General features: G+C 67.7%; 18 protein-coding genes and 1 pseudogene. 8 read left to right on the top strand and 11 right to left on the bottom strand.

Annotation, left to right across the window (positions count from 1 at the left end; genetic code table 11):
- Nucleotide 1 precedes the first annotated feature (1 nt).
- On the bottom strand, nucleotides 2-670 hold the full coding sequence (locus AACH06_RS03370; RefSeq protein ID WP_341424183.1) for a DedA family protein: 669 nt from the start codon (nucleotides 668-670) through the stop codon (nucleotides 2-4).
- A gap of 53 nt (nucleotides 671-723) precedes the next feature.
- Between AACH06_RS03370 and mutL the strand changes: the two genes are divergently transcribed.
- Both mutL and AACH06_RS03360 read left to right on the top strand, forming a co-directional pair.
- Complete coding sequence (gene mutL, locus AACH06_RS03365; protein WP_341424182.1) at nucleotides 724-2,700, top strand: DNA mismatch repair endonuclease MutL; 1,977 nt, start codon at nucleotides 724-726, stop codon at nucleotides 2,698-2,700.
- A gap of 5 nt (nucleotides 2,701-2,705) precedes the next feature.
- On the top strand, nucleotides 2,706-4,061 hold the full coding sequence (locus AACH06_RS03360; protein WP_341424181.1) for a pseudouridine synthase: 1,356 nt from the start codon (nucleotides 2,706-2,708) through the stop codon (nucleotides 4,059-4,061).
- A gap of 70 nt (nucleotides 4,062-4,131) precedes the next feature.
- Here the strand turns inward: AACH06_RS03360 and AACH06_RS03355 are convergent, their stop codons facing one another.
- On the bottom strand, nucleotides 4,132-4,752 hold the full coding sequence (locus tag AACH06_RS03355) for a TetR/AcrR family transcriptional regulator (protein ID WP_341424180.1): 621 nt from the start codon (nucleotides 4,750-4,752) through the stop codon (nucleotides 4,132-4,134).
- A gap of 151 nt (nucleotides 4,753-4,903) precedes the next feature.
- Between AACH06_RS03355 and AACH06_RS03350 the strand changes: the two genes are divergently transcribed.
- Nucleotides 4,904-5,296 carry a methyltransferase family protein gene (locus AACH06_RS03350; RefSeq protein WP_341424178.1) on the top strand — a complete coding sequence of 131 codons (393 nt, stop codon included), beginning with the start codon at nucleotides 4,904-4,906 and terminating at the stop codon, nucleotides 5,294-5,296.
- Nucleotides 5,297-5,323: 27 nt separating this feature from the next.
- On the opposite strand, the gene AACH06_RS03345 is transcribed toward AACH06_RS03350, so the two are convergent.
- From AACH06_RS03345 to AACH06_RS03330, 4 genes and pseudogenes are all read right to left on the bottom strand, one after another.
- Entirely contained in the window at nucleotides 5,324-5,686 is a 363-nt protein-coding gene (locus AACH06_RS03345) for an FKBP-type peptidyl-prolyl cis-trans isomerase (RefSeq protein ID WP_423221980.1), read from the bottom strand.
- A pseudogene (locus tag AACH06_RS03340) lies at nucleotides 5,681-6,025 on the bottom strand (FKBP-type peptidyl-prolyl cis-trans isomerase); the annotation flags it as partial. The gene AACH06_RS03345 and the pseudogene AACH06_RS03340, both read right to left, overlap by 6 nt.
- A 101-nt stretch (nucleotides 6,026-6,126) precedes the next feature.
- Nucleotides 6,127-7,038 (bottom strand): tRNA glutamyl-Q(34) synthetase GluQRS, encoded by a 912-nt coding sequence (gene gluQRS / locus AACH06_RS03335; RefSeq protein WP_341424177.1) that lies wholly within the window; start codon nucleotides 7,036-7,038, stop codon nucleotides 6,127-6,129.
- Nucleotides 7,035-8,033, bottom strand: coding sequence for a LysR family transcriptional regulator (locus tag AACH06_RS03330; RefSeq protein WP_341424176.1), 999 nt, complete (start codon nucleotides 8,031-8,033; stop codon nucleotides 7,035-7,037). The genes gluQRS and AACH06_RS03330 overlap by 4 nt, the downstream gene beginning before the upstream one ends.
- A gap of 99 nt (nucleotides 8,034-8,132) precedes the next feature.
- On the opposite strand from AACH06_RS03330, the gene AACH06_RS03325 reads away from it, so the two are divergent.
- Together AACH06_RS03325 and AACH06_RS03320 are read left to right on the top strand one after the other, a co-directional pair.
- A complete protein-coding gene (locus tag AACH06_RS03325) occupies nucleotides 8,133-8,843 on the top strand; it encodes a pirin family protein (RefSeq protein WP_341424175.1) in 711 nt (236 codons plus the stop codon).
- A gap of 109 nt (nucleotides 8,844-8,952) precedes the next feature.
- Complete coding sequence (locus tag AACH06_RS03320; RefSeq protein ID WP_341424174.1) at nucleotides 8,953-9,669, top strand: DUF599 domain-containing protein; 717 nt, start codon at nucleotides 8,953-8,955, stop codon at nucleotides 9,667-9,669.
- Between the two features lie 16 nt (nucleotides 9,670-9,685).
- Here the strand turns inward: AACH06_RS03320 and AACH06_RS03315 are convergent, their stop codons facing one another.
- From AACH06_RS03315 to AACH06_RS03295, 5 genes are all read right to left on the bottom strand, one after another.
- Nucleotides 9,686-11,263 carry a methyl-accepting chemotaxis protein gene (locus AACH06_RS03315; protein WP_341424173.1) on the bottom strand — a complete coding sequence of 526 codons (1,578 nt, stop codon included), beginning with the start codon at nucleotides 11,261-11,263 and terminating at the stop codon, nucleotides 9,686-9,688.
- A gap of 197 nt (nucleotides 11,264-11,460) precedes the next feature.
- On the bottom strand, nucleotides 11,461-12,348 hold the full coding sequence (locus AACH06_RS03310; protein WP_341424172.1) for a substrate-binding periplasmic protein: 888 nt from the start codon (nucleotides 12,346-12,348) through the stop codon (nucleotides 11,461-11,463).
- A gap of 73 nt (nucleotides 12,349-12,421) precedes the next feature.
- A complete protein-coding gene (locus tag AACH06_RS03305; RefSeq protein WP_341424171.1) occupies nucleotides 12,422-13,381 on the bottom strand; it encodes an alpha/beta fold hydrolase in 960 nt (319 codons plus the stop codon).
- On the bottom strand, nucleotides 13,378-14,145 hold the full coding sequence (locus AACH06_RS03300) for a sulfurtransferase (protein ID WP_341424170.1): 768 nt from the start codon (nucleotides 14,143-14,145) through the stop codon (nucleotides 13,378-13,380). The genes AACH06_RS03305 and AACH06_RS03300 overlap by 4 nt, the downstream gene beginning before the upstream one ends.
- A gap of 117 nt (nucleotides 14,146-14,262) precedes the next feature.
- The gene (locus tag AACH06_RS03295; RefSeq protein WP_341424169.1) at nucleotides 14,263-15,141 is read right to left on the bottom strand and encodes a LysR family transcriptional regulator; all 879 of its coding nucleotides are present in this window, start codon (nucleotides 15,139-15,141) and stop codon (nucleotides 14,263-14,265) included.
- 232 nt (nucleotides 15,142-15,373) lie between these two features.
- Here AACH06_RS03295 and AACH06_RS03290 point away from each other — a divergent pair, with 232 nt between their 5' ends.
- The 3 genes from AACH06_RS03290 (at nucleotide 15,374) to AACH06_RS03280 (ending at nucleotide 19,122) form a co-directional block, all read left to right on the top strand.
- Nucleotides 15,374-16,255 carry an NmrA/HSCARG family protein gene (locus AACH06_RS03290; RefSeq protein ID WP_341424168.1) on the top strand — a complete coding sequence of 294 codons (882 nt, stop codon included), beginning with the start codon at nucleotides 15,374-15,376 and terminating at the stop codon, nucleotides 16,253-16,255.
- A 342-nt stretch (nucleotides 16,256-16,597) separates the two neighbouring features.
- The gene (locus tag AACH06_RS03285) at nucleotides 16,598-18,124 is read left to right on the top strand and encodes a beta-1,3-glucanase family protein (protein WP_341424167.1); all 1,527 of its coding nucleotides are present in this window, start codon (nucleotides 16,598-16,600) and stop codon (nucleotides 18,122-18,124) included.
- 182 nt (nucleotides 18,125-18,306) lie between these two features.
- On the top strand, nucleotides 18,307-19,122 hold the full coding sequence (locus AACH06_RS03280; protein WP_341424166.1) for a DUF2189 domain-containing protein: 816 nt from the start codon (nucleotides 18,307-18,309) through the stop codon (nucleotides 19,120-19,122).
- Nucleotides 19,123-19,141 lie beyond the last annotated feature (19 nt).

Genomic DNA, 19,141 nt, shown 5'->3' with positions numbered 1-19,141 from the left:
CTCACGCCGCCGGGTCGGCCGCAGGGGTGTCGGCCTGCTTGCGTCGCGCGCGGATGGCACCAACGAGGATCACCAGGCCCGGGATCAGGATCATCGCCCAGATGATCTTCTCCAGGTTGTGCTGCACCCACGGCACGTTGCCGAACCAATAGCCCATCAGCGTGACGCTGCCCACCCAGAGCGCGCCGCCCGTCACGTCAAAGAAGGTGAAGCGGCGGCGCGTCATCTGCGCCACACCGGCCACGAAGGGCGCAAAGGTGCGCAAAAAGGGCATGAAACGCCCGATCACCAGCGTGACACCCCCATAGCGCTCGTAGAAATCGTGCGCTTTGAGAAAGGCCTGCTTGTTGAACCAGCGCGAGTTCTCCCACTGGAAGACTTTCGGCCCCACGATCTTCCCGATCGTGTAGTTGCTCTGGTTGCCTGCCACCGCGGCGGTGAACATCAGGGCCAGCGACAGGGTCAGGTCCATCGAACCGACGCCGCACAGCGCGCCCACCACGAACAGCAATGAATCTCCAGGCAGAAAGGGCATCACCACCACGCCGGTCTCGACGAAGATGATGAGGAACAAAACGGCATAGACCCAGGCGCCATAGTTGGCGACAAAGTCCTTCAGGTGCTGATCGACGTGGATGATCAGGTCGAACAGAAATGCGAGCAACTCCATGCGGCGATTATCCCCAGCCGCTGGACCGGGTCCCGGCTTCCTACAATCCGACCATGACAGCCCTGGCTCCCGACACCGACACGCAGGCCGCGCCTGCGCGCCGCCCGATCCGCGAACTCCCCGACGAACTGGTCAGCCAGATCGCTGCCGGCGAGGTCGTCGAGCGGCCGGCGTCGGTGGTGCGCGAGCTGGTCGACAACGCGCTCGATGCCGGCGCACGCCAGATCACCGTGAAGCTGGTGGCGGGTGGCATCCGGGCCATCATCATCGAAGACGATGGTTCGGGCATCCCCGCCGACGAGTTGCCGCTGGCCATCAAGCGCCACGCCACGAGCAAGATCCGCTCGCTGGCCGAGCTGGAGGGCGTGTCCACCATGGGTTTTCGTGGTGAGGCGCTGGCGGCCATCGCCTCGGTCAGCGAGATGGCGATCATCAGCCGCACCGCCGATGCGCCCCATGCCCAGCGGCTGGACGCACGCAGCGGTGAGCTGCAGCCGGCCGCGCGCGCCGTGGGCACCAGCATCGAGGTGCGCGAGCTGTTCTTCAGCACACCGGCTCGCCGCAAGTTCCTGAAGAGCGAATCCACCGAATTGGCGCACGCCACCGAGGCGGTACGCCGCCACGCGCTGGCCCGCCCGGACGTGGGCTTCGCCATCTGGCATGAAGGCAAGCTGGTCGAGCAGTGGCGCCGCGCCACCCACGAGCAGCGCATGGCCGATGTGCTGGGCGCCGACTTCGTCACCGAAAGCCGGGCTGTCGACCTCGCCGCCGGGCCCATGCGCGTGCTGGGCCGGGCCGGCCTGCCCGAAGCCTCGCGTGCGCGCGCCGACCACCAGTACGCCTATGTGAACGGCCGCTACGTGCGCGACAAGCTGGTTGCCCACGCGCTGCGCAGCGCCTATGAAGACGTGCTTCACGGCCAGCGACAGCCAGCCTATGTGCTCTTCATCGACATCGACCCCACGCGCGTCGACGTGAACGTGCACCCCACCAAGATCGAAGTGCGCTTCCGCGAATCCGGCGAGGTGTACTCGGCGGTGCGGCGTGCGGTGGAAAGCGTGCTGGCGGCAACGGGCGGCAGCCCGATGGGCCGCGGTGTCACCGATGCCCAGGGCAGCGCCGACACGCCAACCGCGCGGGCGGACACGCAACCCGGAGCCCGCCCCTACCCGTCGTCCCCCGCGTCATCGCCTTCAGCGCCGCCACCCTTCGGGGGCGGCGGACTGCCCTGGACGGCCCAGCAGCAGCGCCTGAGCCTGGCCGATCTGGGCATGCTCTACGCCCGCGAGGCCCCCGCCCCCTGGTCCGCGGCGCCGGCGGCCTCGGCGGCCTCTGCCCCCGCGGCCTGGGGTTCTGGCGCCGTGGCGAGCCCAGCCAGCGCCACGCCGACGGCCACCCTCGAGACAGCTGCCCCCACGGAGACAGCCTCGGGAGCAGATTGGCCGCTCGGGCGCGCGCTGGCCCAGTTGTCGGGCGTCTACGTGCTGGCCGAGAACGCTCACGGTCTGGTGGTGGTCGACATGCATGCGGCACACGAGCGGATCGTCTACGAGCGCTTGAAGGCCGCCGCCCGCCAGGCACCACTGGCAGCGCAGCCCCTGCTCATTCCCAGCACCTTTGCCGCCACGCCCGAAGAGGTGGCGGTGGCAGAAGCCCGGGCCGACGATCTCGCCGCGCTGGGGCTCGACATCTCGGCCCTCGGCCCGACCACACTCGCCGTGCGGGCCCGCCCGGCCGCCCTGCCCGATGCCGACCCGGTGGTGCTGGCCCGCTCGGTGCTGCGCGAATTGGCCGAGCTGGCCGAGGCTGATGCGGGCCGGCTGATCGAACGTGCGCAGGACGAGATCCTCGCGACAATGGCCTGCCACGGCGCCGTGCGCGCGAACCGGCGTCTGACGATCGAAGAAATGAACGCGCTGCTGCGGCAAATGGAAGCCACCGAGCGTGCCGATCAATGCAACCACGGCCGGCCCACCTGGCGCCAGGTCACGATGAAAGAACTGGACGCGCTGTTCCTGCGCGGCCGCTGACCCCCATGCGTTCCGACCGTCATATCCAGCGCACGCCCAAGCGGCCGGTGCGCTCTGCTTCATCGCCCGATGCCCCGGCGCCTGCCACCGCACCGACGCCGGCGCCGTCCGCGGCAGCCTCCGTCCCGGTGACCATCAAGCCGCCAAGTGCCCCGGCGCATCGCGGATCCGGCCGGCCACCCCGTGAGGGCGGGGGCCGCGAAGGCGGTGGGCGTGAAGGCGGCGGGCGCGACGCAGGCCGCAACGACCGCAGTCGTCACGAAGGCGGCCGTGACGGGCGCGACCGAGACAGCAGAGACAACCGGGGCTACGAGGCGCGCTCAGGCGCGAATCCGGCCCGGCCCGGCCAGAAGCCCGATCGTCGGCCCCCCTCGGGTCGCGACGGCGGCGGCTTCGGCTCGCGCAGCCCCGATCGGGCCGACCGCCCCTCTCGCCCCGAGCGCCCAGAGCGCCCGGAGCGCGCAGCCCGCCCCGAGCGTTCGCACACCCACGACCGCCCGGAACGCCAGCCGGCACCACCGGCCGCCGGCCCCCGCCGCGTACCGCGCGACGAAGCACCGCCACCGATGCGCCCGGCGCCGAAGCCGCCGACGCCGCGCACCTCGGATGCGGAAGGCGTTCGCCTGTCCAAGCTGCTGGGCGACCGGGGCCTCGCCTCGCGCCGCGAGGCCGACGACTGGATCGCCGCCGGATGGGTGAAGGTCGACGGGCAGATGGCGGTTCTCGGCCAGCGGGTGCTGCCTGACGCCAAGATCGAGATCGACCCGGCCGCCCATCAGCAGCAAGCCCAGCGCGTGACCATCCTGCTGCACAAGCCCATCGGCTATGTGTCGGGCCAGGCCGAGGACGGCTACGAGCCCGCCAGCGTGCTGGTCACCGCGGCGAACCGCTGGACGGACGATCCCCACAAGCGCCCTTTCCATCCTGGCCATGCGCGACACCTCGCACCCGCCGGACGCCTGGACATCGACTCCACCGGGCTGCTGGTGTTGACCCAGGACGGCCGCATCGCCAAGCACTTGATCGGTGAAGACTCGGACGTCGAGAAGGAATACCTCGTCCGCGTGGAATACCAGGGCCAAGCCCAAGCCCAAGGCACCTTCCCCGAAACCGACTTGAAACGGCTGCAGCACGGCCTGGAGCTGGACGGCAAAAAGCTGCAGCCTGCCAAGGTCAGCTGGGCCAATGAAGACCAACTGCGCTTCGTGCTGCGCGAAGGGCGCAAGCGCCAGATTCGCCGCATGTGCGAGCTGGTGGGCCTGAAGGTCGTCGGCCTGAAGCGGGTGCGCATCGGCAGCGTCGTGCTGGGGAAGCTGCCGGTGGGCCAGTGGCGCTACCTGGGCCAGCACGAGCGCTTCTGAGCAAGGCGCGGCTTCTCGAGCCAGGCCAGTGCCTCCGGTCTGGCTCGCAAAAGTGCAGCGCCCGTTGGCCCTACTCTCCGATGGCCAACTGCGACAGGTAGCCGCAAACTACTCGGGTGATGTTCTCTGCCTCCACCGCATCGTCGTGCGGCTCGCTTGAGTCCAGCACCGCATCGTGAACCAGGCTCTCGACCAGGGTCAACAAGGTCTGTGTCGCCCGCATGACCGCGGCTGGATCCGCTGCGGGCAGTTGCGCCTCAAGCCACTGGCAGACCTGTCGCCGAACGGCCACTTTCGCCGGGCTCGACTTGTCCGGGTATGACAGCTGGGGCCCGTGCAAGTGCAGTAGGCGCTGCAAGCCGGGTCGCTCCCGATGCACGGACACGCAACCGGCAACCGCTCGCCGTACCACTTCGACCATCGCTCGCGTTGCCGCTTCGTCCATGGCGCAAGCCAGTTGTTCAGCCACCAGTGCGCGATGGCGCTCATGCAGCTCGGTGATGAGGGCCTGCTTGTCCGGAAAGTACTGGTAAAGCGAACCGACGCTCACGCCGGCCACTTCGGCGATCTGGTTGGTCGTGGCCTTCATGCCATGCTGATCAAAAACGCGAGCTGCCGCCTCCAGGATCACGTGGACCGTGTGCCGCGATCGGGACTGTGCTGGCTTCTTACGAGAGGCACGCGGAACCATCCCAACTATGGCCGCGGGCCGGGGCGTCGAATGCGAGTTGGCACCAGTGCCGGCCCTGCCTACAGTTTCTGCATCGCCACGACCCGATGACCGCCTTTTCACAATGAAGAAACTCCTACCGCCATTTCTGTTCGCGGCGTGCGCCGCACTCATGCTTGCCCTGAGTCGCTGGACGGGTAGTGGACCCTGGCCCGCCGACACCGGCGTTGCCGGCGCGGCCACCGTGTCAGCCGGCCTGTGCCTGCTCGTGGTGGCCAGGCTTCAGTTTGCCCTCGCCCGCACCAACATCTTCACCTTCGACGAACCCGGGCAGTTGGTGACCTCCGGGGCCTTTCGTGTCAGCCGTCATCCGATGTACCTCGGGTTCGCCTTGGCACTGCTGGGATGGGCACTGTTGCTGCAGTCGTGGCCTTCGCTGTGCGTGGCTGGGACCTTTGTGTTGATCACCGACCGCTGGTACATCGCCTTTGAAGAGCGATGGCTTCGCGCCAAGTTCGGCCAAGCCTACTCAGCCTATGCCGCACGGACACGCCGTTGGGTGTGAACTCCGGAGGGTGTGTCCCGCGCGACCTCAGGCCGCGAGCAGTTCCACCTCGAAGACCAACGTGGCGTTCGGCGGGATGACCCCGCCTGCGCCGCGGCGGCCGTAGCCCAGGTGCGGCGGAATGACCAGCATCCGCTTGCCGCCGACCTTCATGCCCTGGACGCCCTCGTCCCAGCCGCGGATCACCATGCCGGCGCCCAGGTCGAACTCGAAGGGGTCGTTGCGGTCCTTGCTCGAATCGAACTTCAGTCCGCGGCCATCGGCCTTGGAGGCGTCGTGCAGCCAGCCGGTGTAGTGCACGGTGACGCTTTGGCCTTCCTGCGCCTCGGCGCCGCTGCCCACCACCACATCGGTGATGCCCAGCTTCGGCCGCTCAGGCGTCGGCAGCAGCTCGACCTCGAACACCAGCGTGGCATTCGGCGGGATCACGCCACCGGCACCGCGCGCGCCGTAGCCCATCTCCGGCGCGATGGTGAGCACGCGTGTGCCGCCGACCTTCATGCCCCGGACGCCCTCGTCCCAGCCACGGATCACCTGGCCGGCCCCGAGCGCGAACTCGAAGGGCTCGCCGCGGTCCTTGCTCGAATCGAACTTGCGGCCACGGCCTTCCGGCGCGGTGGGATCGTGCAGCCAGCCGGTGTAGTGCACGGTCACCGTCTGCCCGGCCTGGGCCAGATCGCCTTCGCCAGTGACGCGGTCGTCGATCTGCAGGCCGTTGGGGGTGCTCATGGGAAATCCTTTCTCGGTCGATGGGCTGCAGACCTCACTGCAGCGAAGGGGGCGATCATGCCATCGCAACCCGCCCGTCCCGCGGCGCCACCCGCCGGCGTTCAGGGATGCAGCCGGCGCCAGGCGGCCACTGCGGCGGCCAGCCAGTCGGCCAGGGCCGCTTGCGCCGGCAGAGGTGGCAGGCCCAGGCTTTCTCCGGCCCGGCGCAACGCCGCCAGCGGATCAGCCAGATCCAGCGGTTCGGCGCCGTTCTGCTTGGACAGCTTCTGCCCGTCGGCGGCGAGCACGAGGGGGGTGTGCAGGTAGGCCGGCGTGGGCAGATCCAGCAGCCGCTGCAGGTGGATCTGACGCGGGGTGTTGTCGGCCAGGTCTTCGCCGCGCACGACATGGGTGACACCCTGCGCCGCGTCGTCGACGACGACGGCCAGTTGGTAGGCCCACAGGCCGTCGGCGCGCCGCAGCACGAAATCGCCCACCTCCGCGCTCACGTTCTGGCGCTGGGCTCCGAGGCGTCGGTCGTGCCAGTCGATGAGCGTGTCGGTGCCGCCGGCTGCGTCGGTGCGCACGCGCCAGGCGCGTGCCGCGCGGCCCCGCAGTCCACCACGGCAGGTGCCCGGGTAGACCCGCTCGCCGTGCCGCTCATGCTGCACGCCCAGGGCCGCCAACGCTTCATCGATTTCTTTGCGGCTGCAAGCACAGGGGTAGGCCTGGCCCTCATTCCACAGCTGATCGAGTGCGGACTGGTACAGGTTCGACCGGGCCGACTGCCAGATCGGGTCGCCATCTGGCAGCAAGCCGCAGGTGGCCAGTTGCCGGAGGATCTCGCGGTCGGCACCTGGCACGCAACGCGGGGTGTCGACATCTTCGATGCGCACCAGCCAACGGCCGCCGTGGGCGCGGGCATCCAGCCAACTCGCCAGCGCCGCCACCAGCGAGCCCGCGTGCAGCAACCCGGTGGGTGATGGAGCGAAGCGGCCGACGTAGCCGGCCGCGCCGGGCGCGGGCAGGCTCATTCGCAGCCGCGCAGGCCGTGCTGGGGGTGATGCCGGTCCAGCAGCGCCTGGCGCGTGGCCGGGCTGGCCAGTTGCTCCACCCACCACTGCAAGGCCAGCCCCTGCGGCGCCTTCTTCGGCTGGGGCACGGCGGCGCTGCGCCAGGCGTAGGCCATGCCACCGACCCGCCGCTGCCGCTTGACCTGCTTGACCACGAGCCGGCCATGGCGAACGTGCTCACGCACCAGCACCTCGGGCACGAAGCCGCAGCCCAGGCAGCGCAATTGGGCCTCGATCTTGGCCTGCATGCTCGACACGGTCAGCACGTCCTGCCCCGGCAGCAGGTTCACCGTGATGCGTGTCAAACGAGTGGCGGAATCGGCCACCGCCACCGCCCTGTGTCGCACGATCTCGTCGTCACCGATCGGTTCAGGCAGCGAGGCCAGCGGATGGTGCGGCGCCACCGCGAACACGAAGGGCATCGCCCCCAAGGGCTTCATCTCGATGCCCGGCGGCGCCGGCATGTCCGCCGGCACGCCGAGCGCGAGGTCGGCCTGGCCGGAGACCAAGGCCTCCCAGGTGCCGGCGAGCACCTCGGTGCGCAATCGCAGCCGCGTGCCCGGGCCGGGCTCGTTCGGCCCGCTCGGGCGCAAGGCGTAGAACGCTTCGCACAGCTCCAGCATGGTCAAGCGCGACAGCACATCGTCGACCGCGATCGTCAGCTCGGCCTCCCAGCCGGTCGACACGCGGCGCACACGCTGCGCCACCGCGTCCATCTCGGCCAACAGGCGCCGGCCTTCGTTGAGCAGCTCTTCGCCGGCGGCGGTCAATTGCGCCTGGCGCGAGCGCCGGTCGAACAGCAACACATCGAGCGCGTCTTCGAGCTGGCGCACGCTGTAGGTCAGCGCCGAAGGCACCTTGCCCAGCTCGCGGGCGGCGGCGGCAAAGCTGCCGGTACGGGCGATGGTGTCCATCATCGCCAGGGCGTCGGGGGTCAAAGCGCTGCGTCGGTCCATCGACTTCATCTTATTTGAAAGGTCGATTCGAGCCAGCGCGGCCCGAAAACCAGGGCCGATGCCTACATTGGCGACATACCCCAACACTGGAGGCCACAGATGATCACCGTACGAAAGGCCGAAGACCGCGGCGTTGCCGACCATGGCTGGCTCAAGAGCTTTCACACCTTCTCGTTCGCCGACTACTACGACCCCGCCCACATGGGCGTGGGCAACTTGCGCGTGATCAACGATGACCGCATCGCGCCGGGCACCGGATTCGGCACCCATGGCCATCGCGACATGGAGATCGTGAGCTATGTGCTGGAAGGCGAGCTGGCCCACAAAGACAGCATGGGCAACGGCGCCGCCATCCGCCCGGGTGAAGTGCAGCGGATGACCGCAGGCACAGGCGTGCGGCACAGCGAGTTCAACCACGCGCAGGGCCAGAGCACCCACTTCCTGCAGATCTGGCTGCTGCCGGCGAGCGCCGGTCTGCAGCCGGGCTACGAGCAGAAGGCATTCGCCGACGCCGACAAGCGTGGCCAATTGCGCCTGGTGGCCTCGCCCGACGGCCGGGACGGCGCAGTGACGCTGAACGCCGATGCGGCCATCCGCGCCGGGCTGTTCGATGGCGACGAATCCGCCGAGTTGGCCCTCGACCCCCGCCGGCTGGCCTACGTGCACGTGGCGCAAGGCGAGATCACACTCAATGGCGACCAGCCGCTGCGTGCCGGCGACGGTGTGGTGCTGGATGGCGAGACGCGGCTCACGCTGTCGCATGGCCGGCAGGCCGACGTGCTGGTGTTCGACCTCGCCCGCATGGGCTGAGCGCGTGAGAGTCGCTCGGGCACGCCCGAACGACTCTCAAGCTCTGATCGGCCGATGATGGCGGCGCTTCGGCGCCGCCTGCCGTGACCGGCCCGCTACAGTCGAGCCCATGAGACTGACCCTGGACGCGCTGAGCGTGTTGCCGCTGATCGACTGGCTGGCCGTGATCGGCTTTTTCACCGCGTGGATCGGCTATGCCCAATTCGCTCGGCGGCACGGCCAGAAATATCCCTCTGTGCTGGCAGCCACCAACCAGGTCCGTCGCCAGTGGATGCGGCAGACCACCGCGCGCGAGAACCGTGTGGTCGACGGGGTGACGGTGCAGAACCTCTCCACCAGCCCCTCGTTCTTCGCCTCGACCACCATCCTGATCATCGGCGGCTTGCTGGCGGTGCTGGGCACCACCGACAAGGCAAACGACTTCGTGCGCGAGATTCCTTTCGCGGCACGCACCTCCGTGCTGGTGTTCGACCTGAAAGTGGCGATGCTGACGGCGATCTTCGTCTACGCGTTCTTCCGCTTCACCTGGAGCATGCGCCAATACACCTTCGGCGCGTTGCTGGTCGCCTCAGCGCCCGAATTCGACGCACCGTGGACCGACGAAGAGCGCGATGCGTTTGCGCAGCGCGCAGGCGGGGTGATGGGCCTGGCGGCCGAGACCTTCAACGACGGCCTTCGCGCCTACTACATGGCCTTTGCGGCCATCGCCTGGTTCTTTTCTCCACTGGCCTGCATGGCAGCCACCGCGATGGTGATCTTCGTGCTCTACCAGCGCGAGTTCCACTCCGAAGTGCTGGCCTTGCTGACGGGCCAGAAGCCCGTCTGATTCGCCGGCGCGCCGATCAGGCCAGCGCCTCGTCCAGTCGGAACACCGACACGCTGCTCACCAACGAGTCGGCTTGGTGGCGCAGGCTCTCGGCCGCGGCGGCCGACTCTTCCACCAGCGCTGCGTTCTGCTGCGTGACCTGATCAAGCTGGGCCACGGCCTGGCTGACCTGATCGATGCCCTGGCTTTGCTCGTTGCTGGCGGCGTCGATGTCGCCCATCAGGTCGTTCACCCGGCGGACGCTTTCCATGATCTCTTCCATGGTGCGCGATGCCGAGACGACATGCTCGCCGCCGGCGGCCACCTTCTCGCCACTGTCGACGATCAAGGTCTTCACCTGACGCGCTGCCTCGGCGCTGCGCTGCGCCAGGCTGCGCACCTCGCCGGCCACCACCGCGAAACCACGGCCCTCTTCGCCCGCCCTCGCCGCTTCCACGGCCGCATTCAAGGCCAGGATGTTCGTCTGGAAGGCGATGCCGTCGATGACGCCGATGATGTCGCCGATCTTGGTGGCCGCCGCTTCGATGCCCTGCATCGCGCCGCGCACCTGCTGCACCGCCTCGTTGCCCTGCTGGGCGCGGGCGCTGGCATGCGCGGCGAGTTGTGCCGCCTGCCGCGCGGTGTCGGCGTTGTTCTTCACCGTCGAGGTCAGTTGTTCCATCGACGCCGCCGTCTGCTGCAGGTTGCTGGCCTGCTCTTCGGTGCGCTGTGACAGGTCGGCATTGCCCGTGGCAATCTGGTTCGAGCCGGTCGCGATCGAATCAGCACCGCTGCGGATCGAGGCCACCACCTGAACAAGTGCGGTCTGCATGCGGCTCATGGCGTACAACAGGCTCCGCTGATCCCCGGGCTTCACTTCAACCCGGATGGCCAGGTTGCCGGCGGCAATCTGGTTGGCCATCTCGGCGGCATAGGCGGGCTCACCACCCAGCTGGCGGAGAAGGTCGCGAACCATGACCGCGGCGAATCCCGAGGCCACGAACAGGGCCACGCCCGCCAGCACCAGCATCTGCAGACGCACCGCCGCGTAAGAGGCCTCGGCCGCCTCGGCGGTCTGGTCGGTCAGCTTGTCCTGCAGGTCGGCCATCTCGCCCAACGCGGCCAGCCACTCACTCTGCGCAGCAGCCACCTGGTTCACCAGGATGCTCGTGGCGTCGACGGTCTCGTTCTTGGTGGCCAGTTCCACCACCCGGCTGTTGAGAGGGCGCACCTTTTCTCTGAGCTTCACGATCCGATCGAACAGCACGCGCTCGGCGTCACTGGCAATCGCAGCCCCCAGCTCCTTCTCGACCTGGTCGTAGCGATCGCGCGACGTCTTGAGCTTGTCCACCTCCTGCTGCATCTTCTCGGGGTTCTCGTTCAGCAGCACGATGTTGCGCGTCTGGGTCGACACCTGGTTCACGGCGATGCGCATCGCCACCGCCGAGCGGGCCTTCTTGTTGTTGACCTCGACGATCTCGGTCAGCCCGCTGTTGATCGACCACATGCCGTACAAACCGAAAGCGGCCACAGCCATCAGAAATGAGAGAGTGACGCCGAAGCCGAGGGCGAGCTTGCGGCCCACGGTCCAGCGTATTTGACGAGAGGGGTTCATGGGGCTCCTTGCCATGCAGCGACGTGCCGCTGACATTCGGCACCCTGCGCTTATCGGCGCATGTTCACTCGGCGTGAAGACGGGCGATGGGCGAAGTCGAGGGGAAATCGCCCCTCTCATGCTGCCTATTTGCTGCTGATCAAACGGGCGCTTTCTCGGGGCGCTTTTGCGGGGCGATTCGGCAGGGCGCGTCCGGGTCAGTCGCGAGGCACCAGCTCGGCCACCTCGTCTTCGGCTACGTGCCTGCGCGCCATGCGCGCCAGCGTGCCGTCGCGCACGATCTCGCGCACCAGGCCGCGCCAATAGGCCAACTCCGTGTCGCTGAATCGCGACCGAGACAGCACCATCCCCTCCGGCACCACCGATTGCTGCGGCGCCCAGTCGAGCGCCACGAGTTGCGGCTTGCGTGGATGTTCGGCCGCGTAGCGTCGCATCACCACCGAGTGGCCGATCACCGCATCGACGGTGCCCTCGGCCAGCAAGCGCAGCAGCCCGACATCGTCCGTCGCTTCCACCACCCTGCCCCGGCTGCGCGCCTGGTCGAGCGCGGCGTCGTAGGCCGGGGTGTGCTTGTAGCCGCGAACCGCACCCCAGCGCCAGGCGGCGTTCGCCTGGAACTCGGCCAGGCCACCACGGACCAGCGGGTGGTCCTTGAGCATCCACACATGGTGCTTGAGCTGGATGTACGGGGCGAAGACGTAGAGCTTCTCGCGCTCGGGGGTCGCGATGCCGGAGGTGGTCATGTCCAAGCGCCCACCCTCCATTTCGGACCAGATGCGCGCCCGCGTCATCGTCACGCCTTCAAAGCGGCAGCCGCTGCGTCGCTGCATCTCGCGCACCAGATCGATGTCGATGCCCGAGCCAGCCAAGCCACCCGAACGGTCGCTGCTCTGTGCCGTGTAGAGCGCCCCGAATTCATAAAACGCCACCAGCACCGGACGATCCGGGCACGGCGCGGCGGCCGGGCTTGGCCCCCTGGCCTGCGCCAAGCTGGCCACACACCAGCCCGCCGCCACGGATCCCAAGACCCGCACGGCACGGTAGCGCCAGCCCACCGCTGCGCAGGAGATCACGCTGAACCACATGGGGCCCATGCTGCGTCGGCCGGCGCGCGCTGGCAACGGGGTTCCCGCGGGGGTCTGCCCGCGGCCGGGGCACTCACTTCTGGCCGATGAAATCCTTTACAACCTCGACGGTGCGGGCCGGGTCTTCTTCCTGGGGCACATGGCCCAGCTCCGGGAAAACCACAAGCCGGCTCCCGGCAATGTCGCGGCCGAACCGCTGCCCGTTGGCGGGTGGGATGAGGCGATCACGGCCGCCCCACAGGATCAAGGTGGGCATCTTCAGCCCGGCAATGCGACCGGCATCCTTTCCGGGCTCGAGCTGTTGCATGCGCACGCGAAGAGCGTGACGGTTGCCCTCGCGCAGCGTCAGCTCGAAATAGCGGTCGACCAGGGCCGGCGTTACCTTCGAAGGATCACCATAGACGCTCTGCACGCTGGCCTCGATGAGACCGCGCGGCAGGAACCATTCGCTCAGTGCACTGAAGACCGGCAAGCGGGCGATGCGAAAGCCCACAGGCATGTCTTCGGGCACGAAGTCGTAGCCCGCCGCATCGACCAGCACCAGCTTGTCCACCCGCGCCGGGGCCAGCGCGGCCACCCGCCAGGCGATCTCACCGCCCAGGGAGTTGCCCGCCAGCACGGCCCGCTGCACATGCAACTGATCGAGCAGGTCCAGGGTGAAGCGCGCCAAGGTGTCGCCGCGGTAGTCGTCCGGCGAGTAGGCGCCTTTGGCCACGAAGGGGCCGGTCAGGCCGAAGCCCGGCAGGTCGAAGCTGATGACGCGGCGTTGAGGCCGCAGCGCCGTGGCCCAGCCCTCCCAGGTGTGCAGACTGGCAGACGTGCCGTGGATCAGCACGAGCGGCGCCGGATCGTCGCGCGGGCCCTCGTCGCGCAGGTGCACCATCTGCCCCTTGACCTCGATGAAGTCCGACGGAGCTGGCGCCCAGCGGGCGACCAGGGTTTCGACCTGTCGATCCGGGGCACGCGCCAAAGGCACCGCCAGTGCGGTGAGCATCAACAGAACGCCGAAGGCGCGCCAAAGCAGCATCTTCATGCGGTGGCCCGATCGGGGGCGATGGATGCCTCGGGGCACAGATCGGCGGCCAGCTCTTCGCGCTCATCGAACACGAAGCAGCGCCCCTGCCAATGAGGGGCTCCTTCGGTCAACTCGAAGTAGCGCAGGATGCCGCCTTCAAGTTGATAGCTGTGCGACAACCCCATCTCCTGCATGACCAGCGCCGCCTTCTCGCAGCGGATGCCGCCGGTGCAGTAGCTGACGATCGTTTTGTCGGCCAGCTCATCGAGGTGTGCGGCCAGGGCCGCGGGAAAGTCGGAAAAGCGCTCCAGCCGCCAATCAATGGCGCCACGGAAAGCCCCTGCGTCGACCTCGAAGCCATTGCGGGTATCGAGCGTCACCACCGGCCGGCCCTCGTCGTCATGCCCGGCATCAAGCCACCGCGCCAACGTGGCGGGCGAGACGGCCGGCGCGCGCCCCGAAGAGGGCCTCACCGCCGGCATGTTCATGCGGATGATCTCGCGCTTGACCTTGACCTTCAGGCGCTGGAACGGCACCTCGGTGCTCCAGCTTTCCTTGGCATCGAGCCCGGCAAATGGAGGATCGCTGCGCAGGCGCTCGAGCCAGCCTCGCACCTCGTGAGCCTGCCCAGCCAGGAACAGGTTGATGCCCTCTTCGGCGAGCAGCACGGTGCCTTTGAGGCCCGCGGCTTGCGCGTCATCGTGAAGGCGCTGGCGCCTCGCTTCGAGCGCATCCAGGGGCACGAAGCGGTAGGCAGAGACATTGAGAATCGCAGCCGTCATCGGTGAATTCTAGAGGTGGCAGGGGCGCGGATCCTCGGGCCGATGGCACGCACGCTTCGCGCAGCCGCCGCCCTCGGCCAGCCGCCCAACCGCTCAACCGCTCAACCGCTCAACCACTCAACCGCTCAGCACCAGGGTGCCGTCGGGATAGCGCGAGCCCATGAAGTCCACAAAGGCCTTCACCTTCGGGCTCGCCAGGCGGCGCGAGGTGTGCAGCACCCACAGCTCCACGTCGCGGTCGCCCACGGCGCCCCACTGCACCAGCTCACCGGTCGTGAGTTGATTCCATACGATGGACTGAGGTACGAGCGCGACCCCCGCGCCGGCCAGCGCCGCGTCTCTGAGCATCAGCATCGACGACAGCCGAAGCACCGGTACCGGCTCGATCGTCAGCGCGCCGCCGTCGATGGCCCAGGTGTCGCCGGTGCGAAACGCACTGACGATGGCCGGCACGGGTACGGGCTCGCTGCCTTCGGGGGGCCTGGCGATCGACGGCGCTGCCACCACCACCAGCCGGTCTTTGGCAAAGCAGCGCCCGACTAGCGCGGTGTCCGCGCGCGGGTTGGGACGGATTGCCACATCGAACTGCTCTTCGACCAGGTCGACCACGCGGTCCTCGGCCACCACCTCGACCGTGACCTCCGGGTAGCGCGTTCGGAAATCGGCGCAGATCCGCCCCATGGCCAACTGCGAAAAGAGGATCGGGGCGGCGACCCGCAGCCGACCGCTGACCTTTCCGCTGCCCTCACGCGCCGAGGTGAGCGCGTCGACCACCTCGTGAAGGGGGCCCTCGGTCCGGCTGAGCAACTGCTGGCCCGCCTCGGTCAACTCAAGCCCCTTGGCGCTGCGCTCGATCAGCCGCACACCGAGCTGGTCCTCCAGCTCGGACACGCGGCGAGACAAGGTGGCCTTGGAGCGGCGGCTGGCTCGGCTCGCGCGCCCAAAGCCGCCGTGCAGCGCCACCAGGTTGAAGTCCACCAGGGCATTCAGGTCCATGCGTTCCAAATTCGAGACGGCATGTCTTCATTTTCTAGTCTTTGTTTATCCGATGCAACAGCCTATCTTTCGTCTGTGCTCACTGAATTCGAAAGGAATCGGACATGACCACCGCAGACACGAAAACCGCTCGCGCCCTGGCCGGGTAGCGCGGCGACGACAGCACCGCCTGGGCTTCAGGCCACGACAACTTTTCCCCTCACCCCACCCTTTCCCATCCTCGGAGTTTGAAATGAGCATCCTCGTCATCGGTTCAACCGGCACCATCGGTTCCCTCGTCGTCGAAGGGCTGGCCCGGCACGGCGCCAGCGTCACCGCCATGGTCCGTCAAGCGGGCAAGGCGTCCCTTCCAGACGGCGTGAACAGCGTCGTCGGCGATCTGAACAATGTCGCGACCTTGCGCCAGGCCATGGCCGGCGTGCGCACCTTGTTCTTGCTGAACGCCCTGGCGGCCGACGAACTCACCCAGTCCCTTCAAGCACTGAACGTCGCTCGCGAGGCCGGCATTGAGCGCATCGTCTACCTCTCGGTCATTCATGCGGACCTGTACCCCAACGTTCCGCACTTCGCCAGCAAGCACACGGTGGAGCGCATGATCGAGAAGCTGAAGATGCCGGCGACCATCCTGCGCCCGGCCTACTTCATGCAAAACGACATCTCCATCCAGCAGGTCATCGAAGGCTATGGTGTCTTCCCGATGCCGATCGGCCCCAAAGGGGTGGCGATGGTGGACGCACGCGACATCGCGGACATCGCCGTCGCTGAGCTTCTGCGCCGCGACCGTGCTGCCGAGCCCTTGCCCTCCGTGACGCTGGACATCGCCGGCCGCGATGTGCTCACGGGCGAATCGGCGACGGCCGTCTGGAGCAAAGCACTCGGCCGCCCGATCGCCTACTGCGGCAACGATGTGAGCGCCTTCGAAGCGCAGTTGATGCAGAACGGCGTCCCGGCGTGGATGGCGTACGACCTGCGCCTGATGATGGACGGCATCCAGCAGGTGGGCCAGATCCCCGCGGCCGGTACCGTCGAACAGTTGGAGCAGATCCTGGGCCGCCCGATGCGCACCTATGCGGCATTCGTGGCCGAGCGAGTCCAGCAGACGAACAAGCACTGAACGGAGCGTGCAGGCAGGCGCCGCCCACGGCCTCAGTGAAACCCCAGCAGCCACCAGGCTGGGGTTGCGCAGGCGGCGAATGGTGTCTTGGCGTCGCCTGCCCCCGAGACCCCGGGGCGAGAGGCGCCTGAGGACGAGGGGCTCGTCGCGAGCGATACAAAGAAACACAGCGCGGAGAGTGGACCCAGCCTATCATGAAAGCGCTTTCATTCGGCCTGCTGAGCTGTTCACGCCGTGACTGCGTCGCCCACCCGTCGCTTGGTGCGCCGGGTCTGCACGCCATCTTCCCAAGGAAACCTGTCGATGCGATTCAACGATCGAAACTTGTACACCAAGAGGTTCATGGCCCTCGCCATGGGCTTGATGATGGGCCTGATGGTGGCGCACACGCCGCTGCACGCCCAGACCATCACCGCCGCCGACCTCTCCCCGCAGGGCGTTGAAGCCGAAGCCGCCGACAAAGTGAAGCCGCCGGTGTTCTCGCTGCCCAGCGGAACGTACGGCACCCACATTCGCGTCACCATGCAAAGCGCCACTGTCGGCGCCACGCTGCACTACACACTTGATGGCAGCAAGCCCACCGAGAACTCCCCCATCTTCGGCTTCCCGCTCGAAATCTCGGGCAACACCACGGTGAAGGCCATCGCGGTCAAGAAGGGCCTGAAGAACTCGACGCCCGCGTCGGCGCAATACACGCTCACCGGCAACGGCACCAGCACCTGGAACGGCCTGACCACCTTCAACATCGTCAACGGCACCAAGGGCCGCTGGGCAGATGCCGACGTCTACTGGGCGATCATCGGCAAGGACTGGAACACCGACCAGTTCGTGCATGTGGACAACACCGGCCGCCTCGTCCCCATGGCCTTGTCCGACAACGGTGCCTTGGTGAAGAACGGCAAGGGCTATTCGAACTACTTCTACAGCCTGGCCCAGACCAAGTCGGTGACCATCCCACCGATCAACTCGGCGCGCATCATGCTCAGCGTGGGCAGCCCGATGTACATCCTGATCAACACCGACGGCAACGGCAAAGTCGCCTACGCCGGCGCGAACATCGAGAACCCGGACGATCCCAACATCGACGTGACCTTCGACTTCGGTGAGTTCGCGATCAACCGCACCAACGGTTCGCCCCCGGGCATCTTCATCAACACCACCCGTGTCGACCACTTCGGCTTCCCGCTGAACCTGAAGGTCACCGGCCTGGACGGCTTCAGCCAGACCGTGGGTGAGCCCCTGACCGAAAGCCGCGACCAGCTCATCGCCAGCTTCAAGAAAGACCTGCCCAAGTCATTCGCCGCCCTGGCCAAGCCCCCGTATGCGCCCTACCGCATCATCGCCCCGGCCCACGCCACGTTCGGCGCCGGCAAGCCGAACGGCGACTACCTCGACGACTACGTCTCGGAGGTGTGGGAGCAGTACCGCCATGAAGACCTGGTGATCGACCTGAAGAACGGCTGGAAGCCATTCACCGGCCGCGTGGTGGGCGACACGTTCCGCTTCACCGACGCCGACGGTGGCGTCTACTTCATCAACGGCAAGCCGACCACCTCGATGGTGATGCTGGGCAACGGCCTGCTTGACGACGCCAGCGGCGGCACGACCGACGTGGCCAAGCAGTTGCAGATCCAGACCCAGGTGTGCGCCGCCCTGAACCGCCGCGTGGCCCATCGTGGCTTCAGCGATTGGTGGACTTCGAAGTACTTCTACACGAAGGGTCAACGCGCCAATTGGTACGCCAAGTTCTGGCACGACCACTCGGTCAACGCGCTGGCCTATGGCTTCTCGTACGACGACGCCGGCAACTTCAGCCCGTCGATCCACACCTCACAGCCGGTCTCGGTGACCTACACCATCGGCTGGTAAGCCGCCCACGGCGGCCATCGAATCGCTTGGCACCGGCCCTTGAGCCGCGTGCCAAGCCTACGCCAGTCCTACGCTCCGCCAACCCCGCACAAGTGGCTCACAGCTGAGCCTGACTAGGTGTCGACCCGCTGGACGCGGGCCCCGCACGCCCCTACGCTGCCAGCGAAGGAGGCGTGCGGCCGATGAGCGCAGAACCATTGCCCCATCCCGAGAGACAGCCGGCGCCGCCGGGCGACGTCGCATTGACGCCGCCGCTGAACACGCTGGGTTGGTCGGCACCGTGGCGCTGGCTCGCGCGAGGCTGGCGCGATTTCACCCGGGCGCCGGCCATCGGCCTCTTCTATGGTGCAGCGTTCATGCTGATGGGCTGGGCGCTGCTCGGCGTCTTCCGGCATGCCCCGGCGTACACCTTGGCGCTGTCGGCTGGGTTCCTGCTGCTTGGCCCTTTCCTTTGCCTGGGCCTGTACCACGTGAGCCGCGCCTTGGAGCGAGGCGAGCGCCCCAGCCTGGCAGCCTCGTGCACGGCGTGGACCATCCAGACCGGCACGTTGGCGATCTTCGGCTTCGTGCTGCTGGTGCTGGAGATGCTGTGGGGCCGCGCGTCGCTGGTGGTCTTTGCGCTGAGCTTCGACGGCATGCCGGATTTTCAAGGCTCGGTGCTCGCCCTGCTGCAACCAGAGAACCTGAACTTCATCGTCGCCTACCTGGTGGTGGGTGGCGTGTTCGCCGGCTTGATCTTCGCGGTGAGCGTGGTGGCGATGCCGATGATCCTGGACCGGCCGACCGATGCGATCACCGCCGGCCTGACCAGCATGCGTCTCGTGCTCACCCAGCCGGGCGTGATGCTGAGCTGGGGTGCCCTGCTCACCGCCTTGGTGGTGCTGGGCATGCTGCCGGGCTTCGTGGGCCTGCTGGTCATCGGGCCGGTGGTGGGCCATGCGAGCTGGCATGCCTACCGGGAGGCGGTGGGCCCCAGCCCGGAGCCGCCGGCCAGCTGAGCGCCGCCGCCGAGGCCGC

This window comes from Ideonella lacteola (genome assembly GCF_038066555.1).
In the GTDB taxonomy this organism is placed as follows: domain Bacteria; phylum Pseudomonadota; class Gammaproteobacteria; order Burkholderiales; family Burkholderiaceae_C; genus Ideonella; species Ideonella lacteola.
This window is presented reverse-complemented; position numbering and strand designations above follow the sequence as displayed.

Bases quoted from the DNA above. Each gene is read 5' to 3' on its own strand.
- AACH06_RS03290 (WP_341424168.1), top strand. From the start codon at position 15,374: ATGAGCATCCTCGTCATCGGTTCAACCGGCACCATCGGTTCCCTCGTC.
- AACH06_RS03350 (WP_341424178.1), top strand. From the start codon at position 4,904: ATGCTTGCCCTGAGTCGCTGGACGGGTAGTGGACCCTGGCCCGCCGAC.
- AACH06_RS03285 (WP_341424167.1), top strand. From the start codon at position 16,598: ATGGCCCTCGCCATGGGCTTGATGATGGGCCTGATGGTGGCGCACACG.
- mutL (WP_341424182.1), top strand. From the start codon at position 724: ATGACAGCCCTGGCTCCCGACACCGACACGCAGGCCGCGCCTGCGCGC.
- gluQRS (WP_341424177.1), bottom strand. From the start codon at position 7,038: ATGAGCCTGCCCGCGCCCGGCGCGGCCGGCTACGTCGGCCGCTTCGCT.
- AACH06_RS03300 (WP_341424170.1), bottom strand. From the start codon at position 14,145: ATGACGGCTGCGATTCTCAATGTCTCTGCCTACCGCTTCGTGCCCCTG.
- AACH06_RS03355 (WP_341424180.1), bottom strand. From the start codon at position 4,752: ATGGTTCCGCGTGCCTCTCGTAAGAAGCCAGCACAGTCCCGATCGCGG.
- AACH06_RS03315 (WP_341424173.1), bottom strand. From the start codon at position 11,263: ATGAACCCCTCTCGTCAAATACGCTGGACCGTGGGCCGCAAGCTCGCC.
- AACH06_RS03325 (WP_341424175.1), top strand. From the start codon at position 8,133: ATGATCACCGTACGAAAGGCCGAAGACCGCGGCGTTGCCGACCATGGC.
- AACH06_RS03360 (WP_341424181.1), top strand. From the start codon at position 2,706: ATGCGTTCCGACCGTCATATCCAGCGCACGCCCAAGCGGCCGGTGCGC.
- AACH06_RS03280 (WP_341424166.1), top strand. From the start codon at position 18,307: ATGAGCGCAGAACCATTGCCCCATCCCGAGAGACAGCCGGCGCCGCCG.
- AACH06_RS03320 (WP_341424174.1), top strand. From the start codon at position 8,953: ATGAGACTGACCCTGGACGCGCTGAGCGTGTTGCCGCTGATCGACTGG.
- AACH06_RS03370 (WP_341424183.1), bottom strand. From the start codon at position 670: ATGGAGTTGCTCGCATTTCTGTTCGACCTGATCATCCACGTCGATCAG.
- AACH06_RS03305 (WP_341424171.1), bottom strand. From the start codon at position 13,381: ATGAAGATGCTGCTTTGGCGCGCCTTCGGCGTTCTGTTGATGCTCACC.
- AACH06_RS03330 (WP_341424176.1), bottom strand. From the start codon at position 8,033: ATGGACCGACGCAGCGCTTTGACCCCCGACGCCCTGGCGATGATGGAC.
- AACH06_RS03295 (WP_341424169.1), bottom strand. From the start codon at position 15,141: ATGGACCTGAATGCCCTGGTGGACTTCAACCTGGTGGCGCTGCACGGC.
- AACH06_RS03310 (WP_341424172.1), bottom strand. From the start codon at position 12,348: ATGTGGTTCAGCGTGATCTCCTGCGCAGCGGTGGGCTGGCGCTACCGT.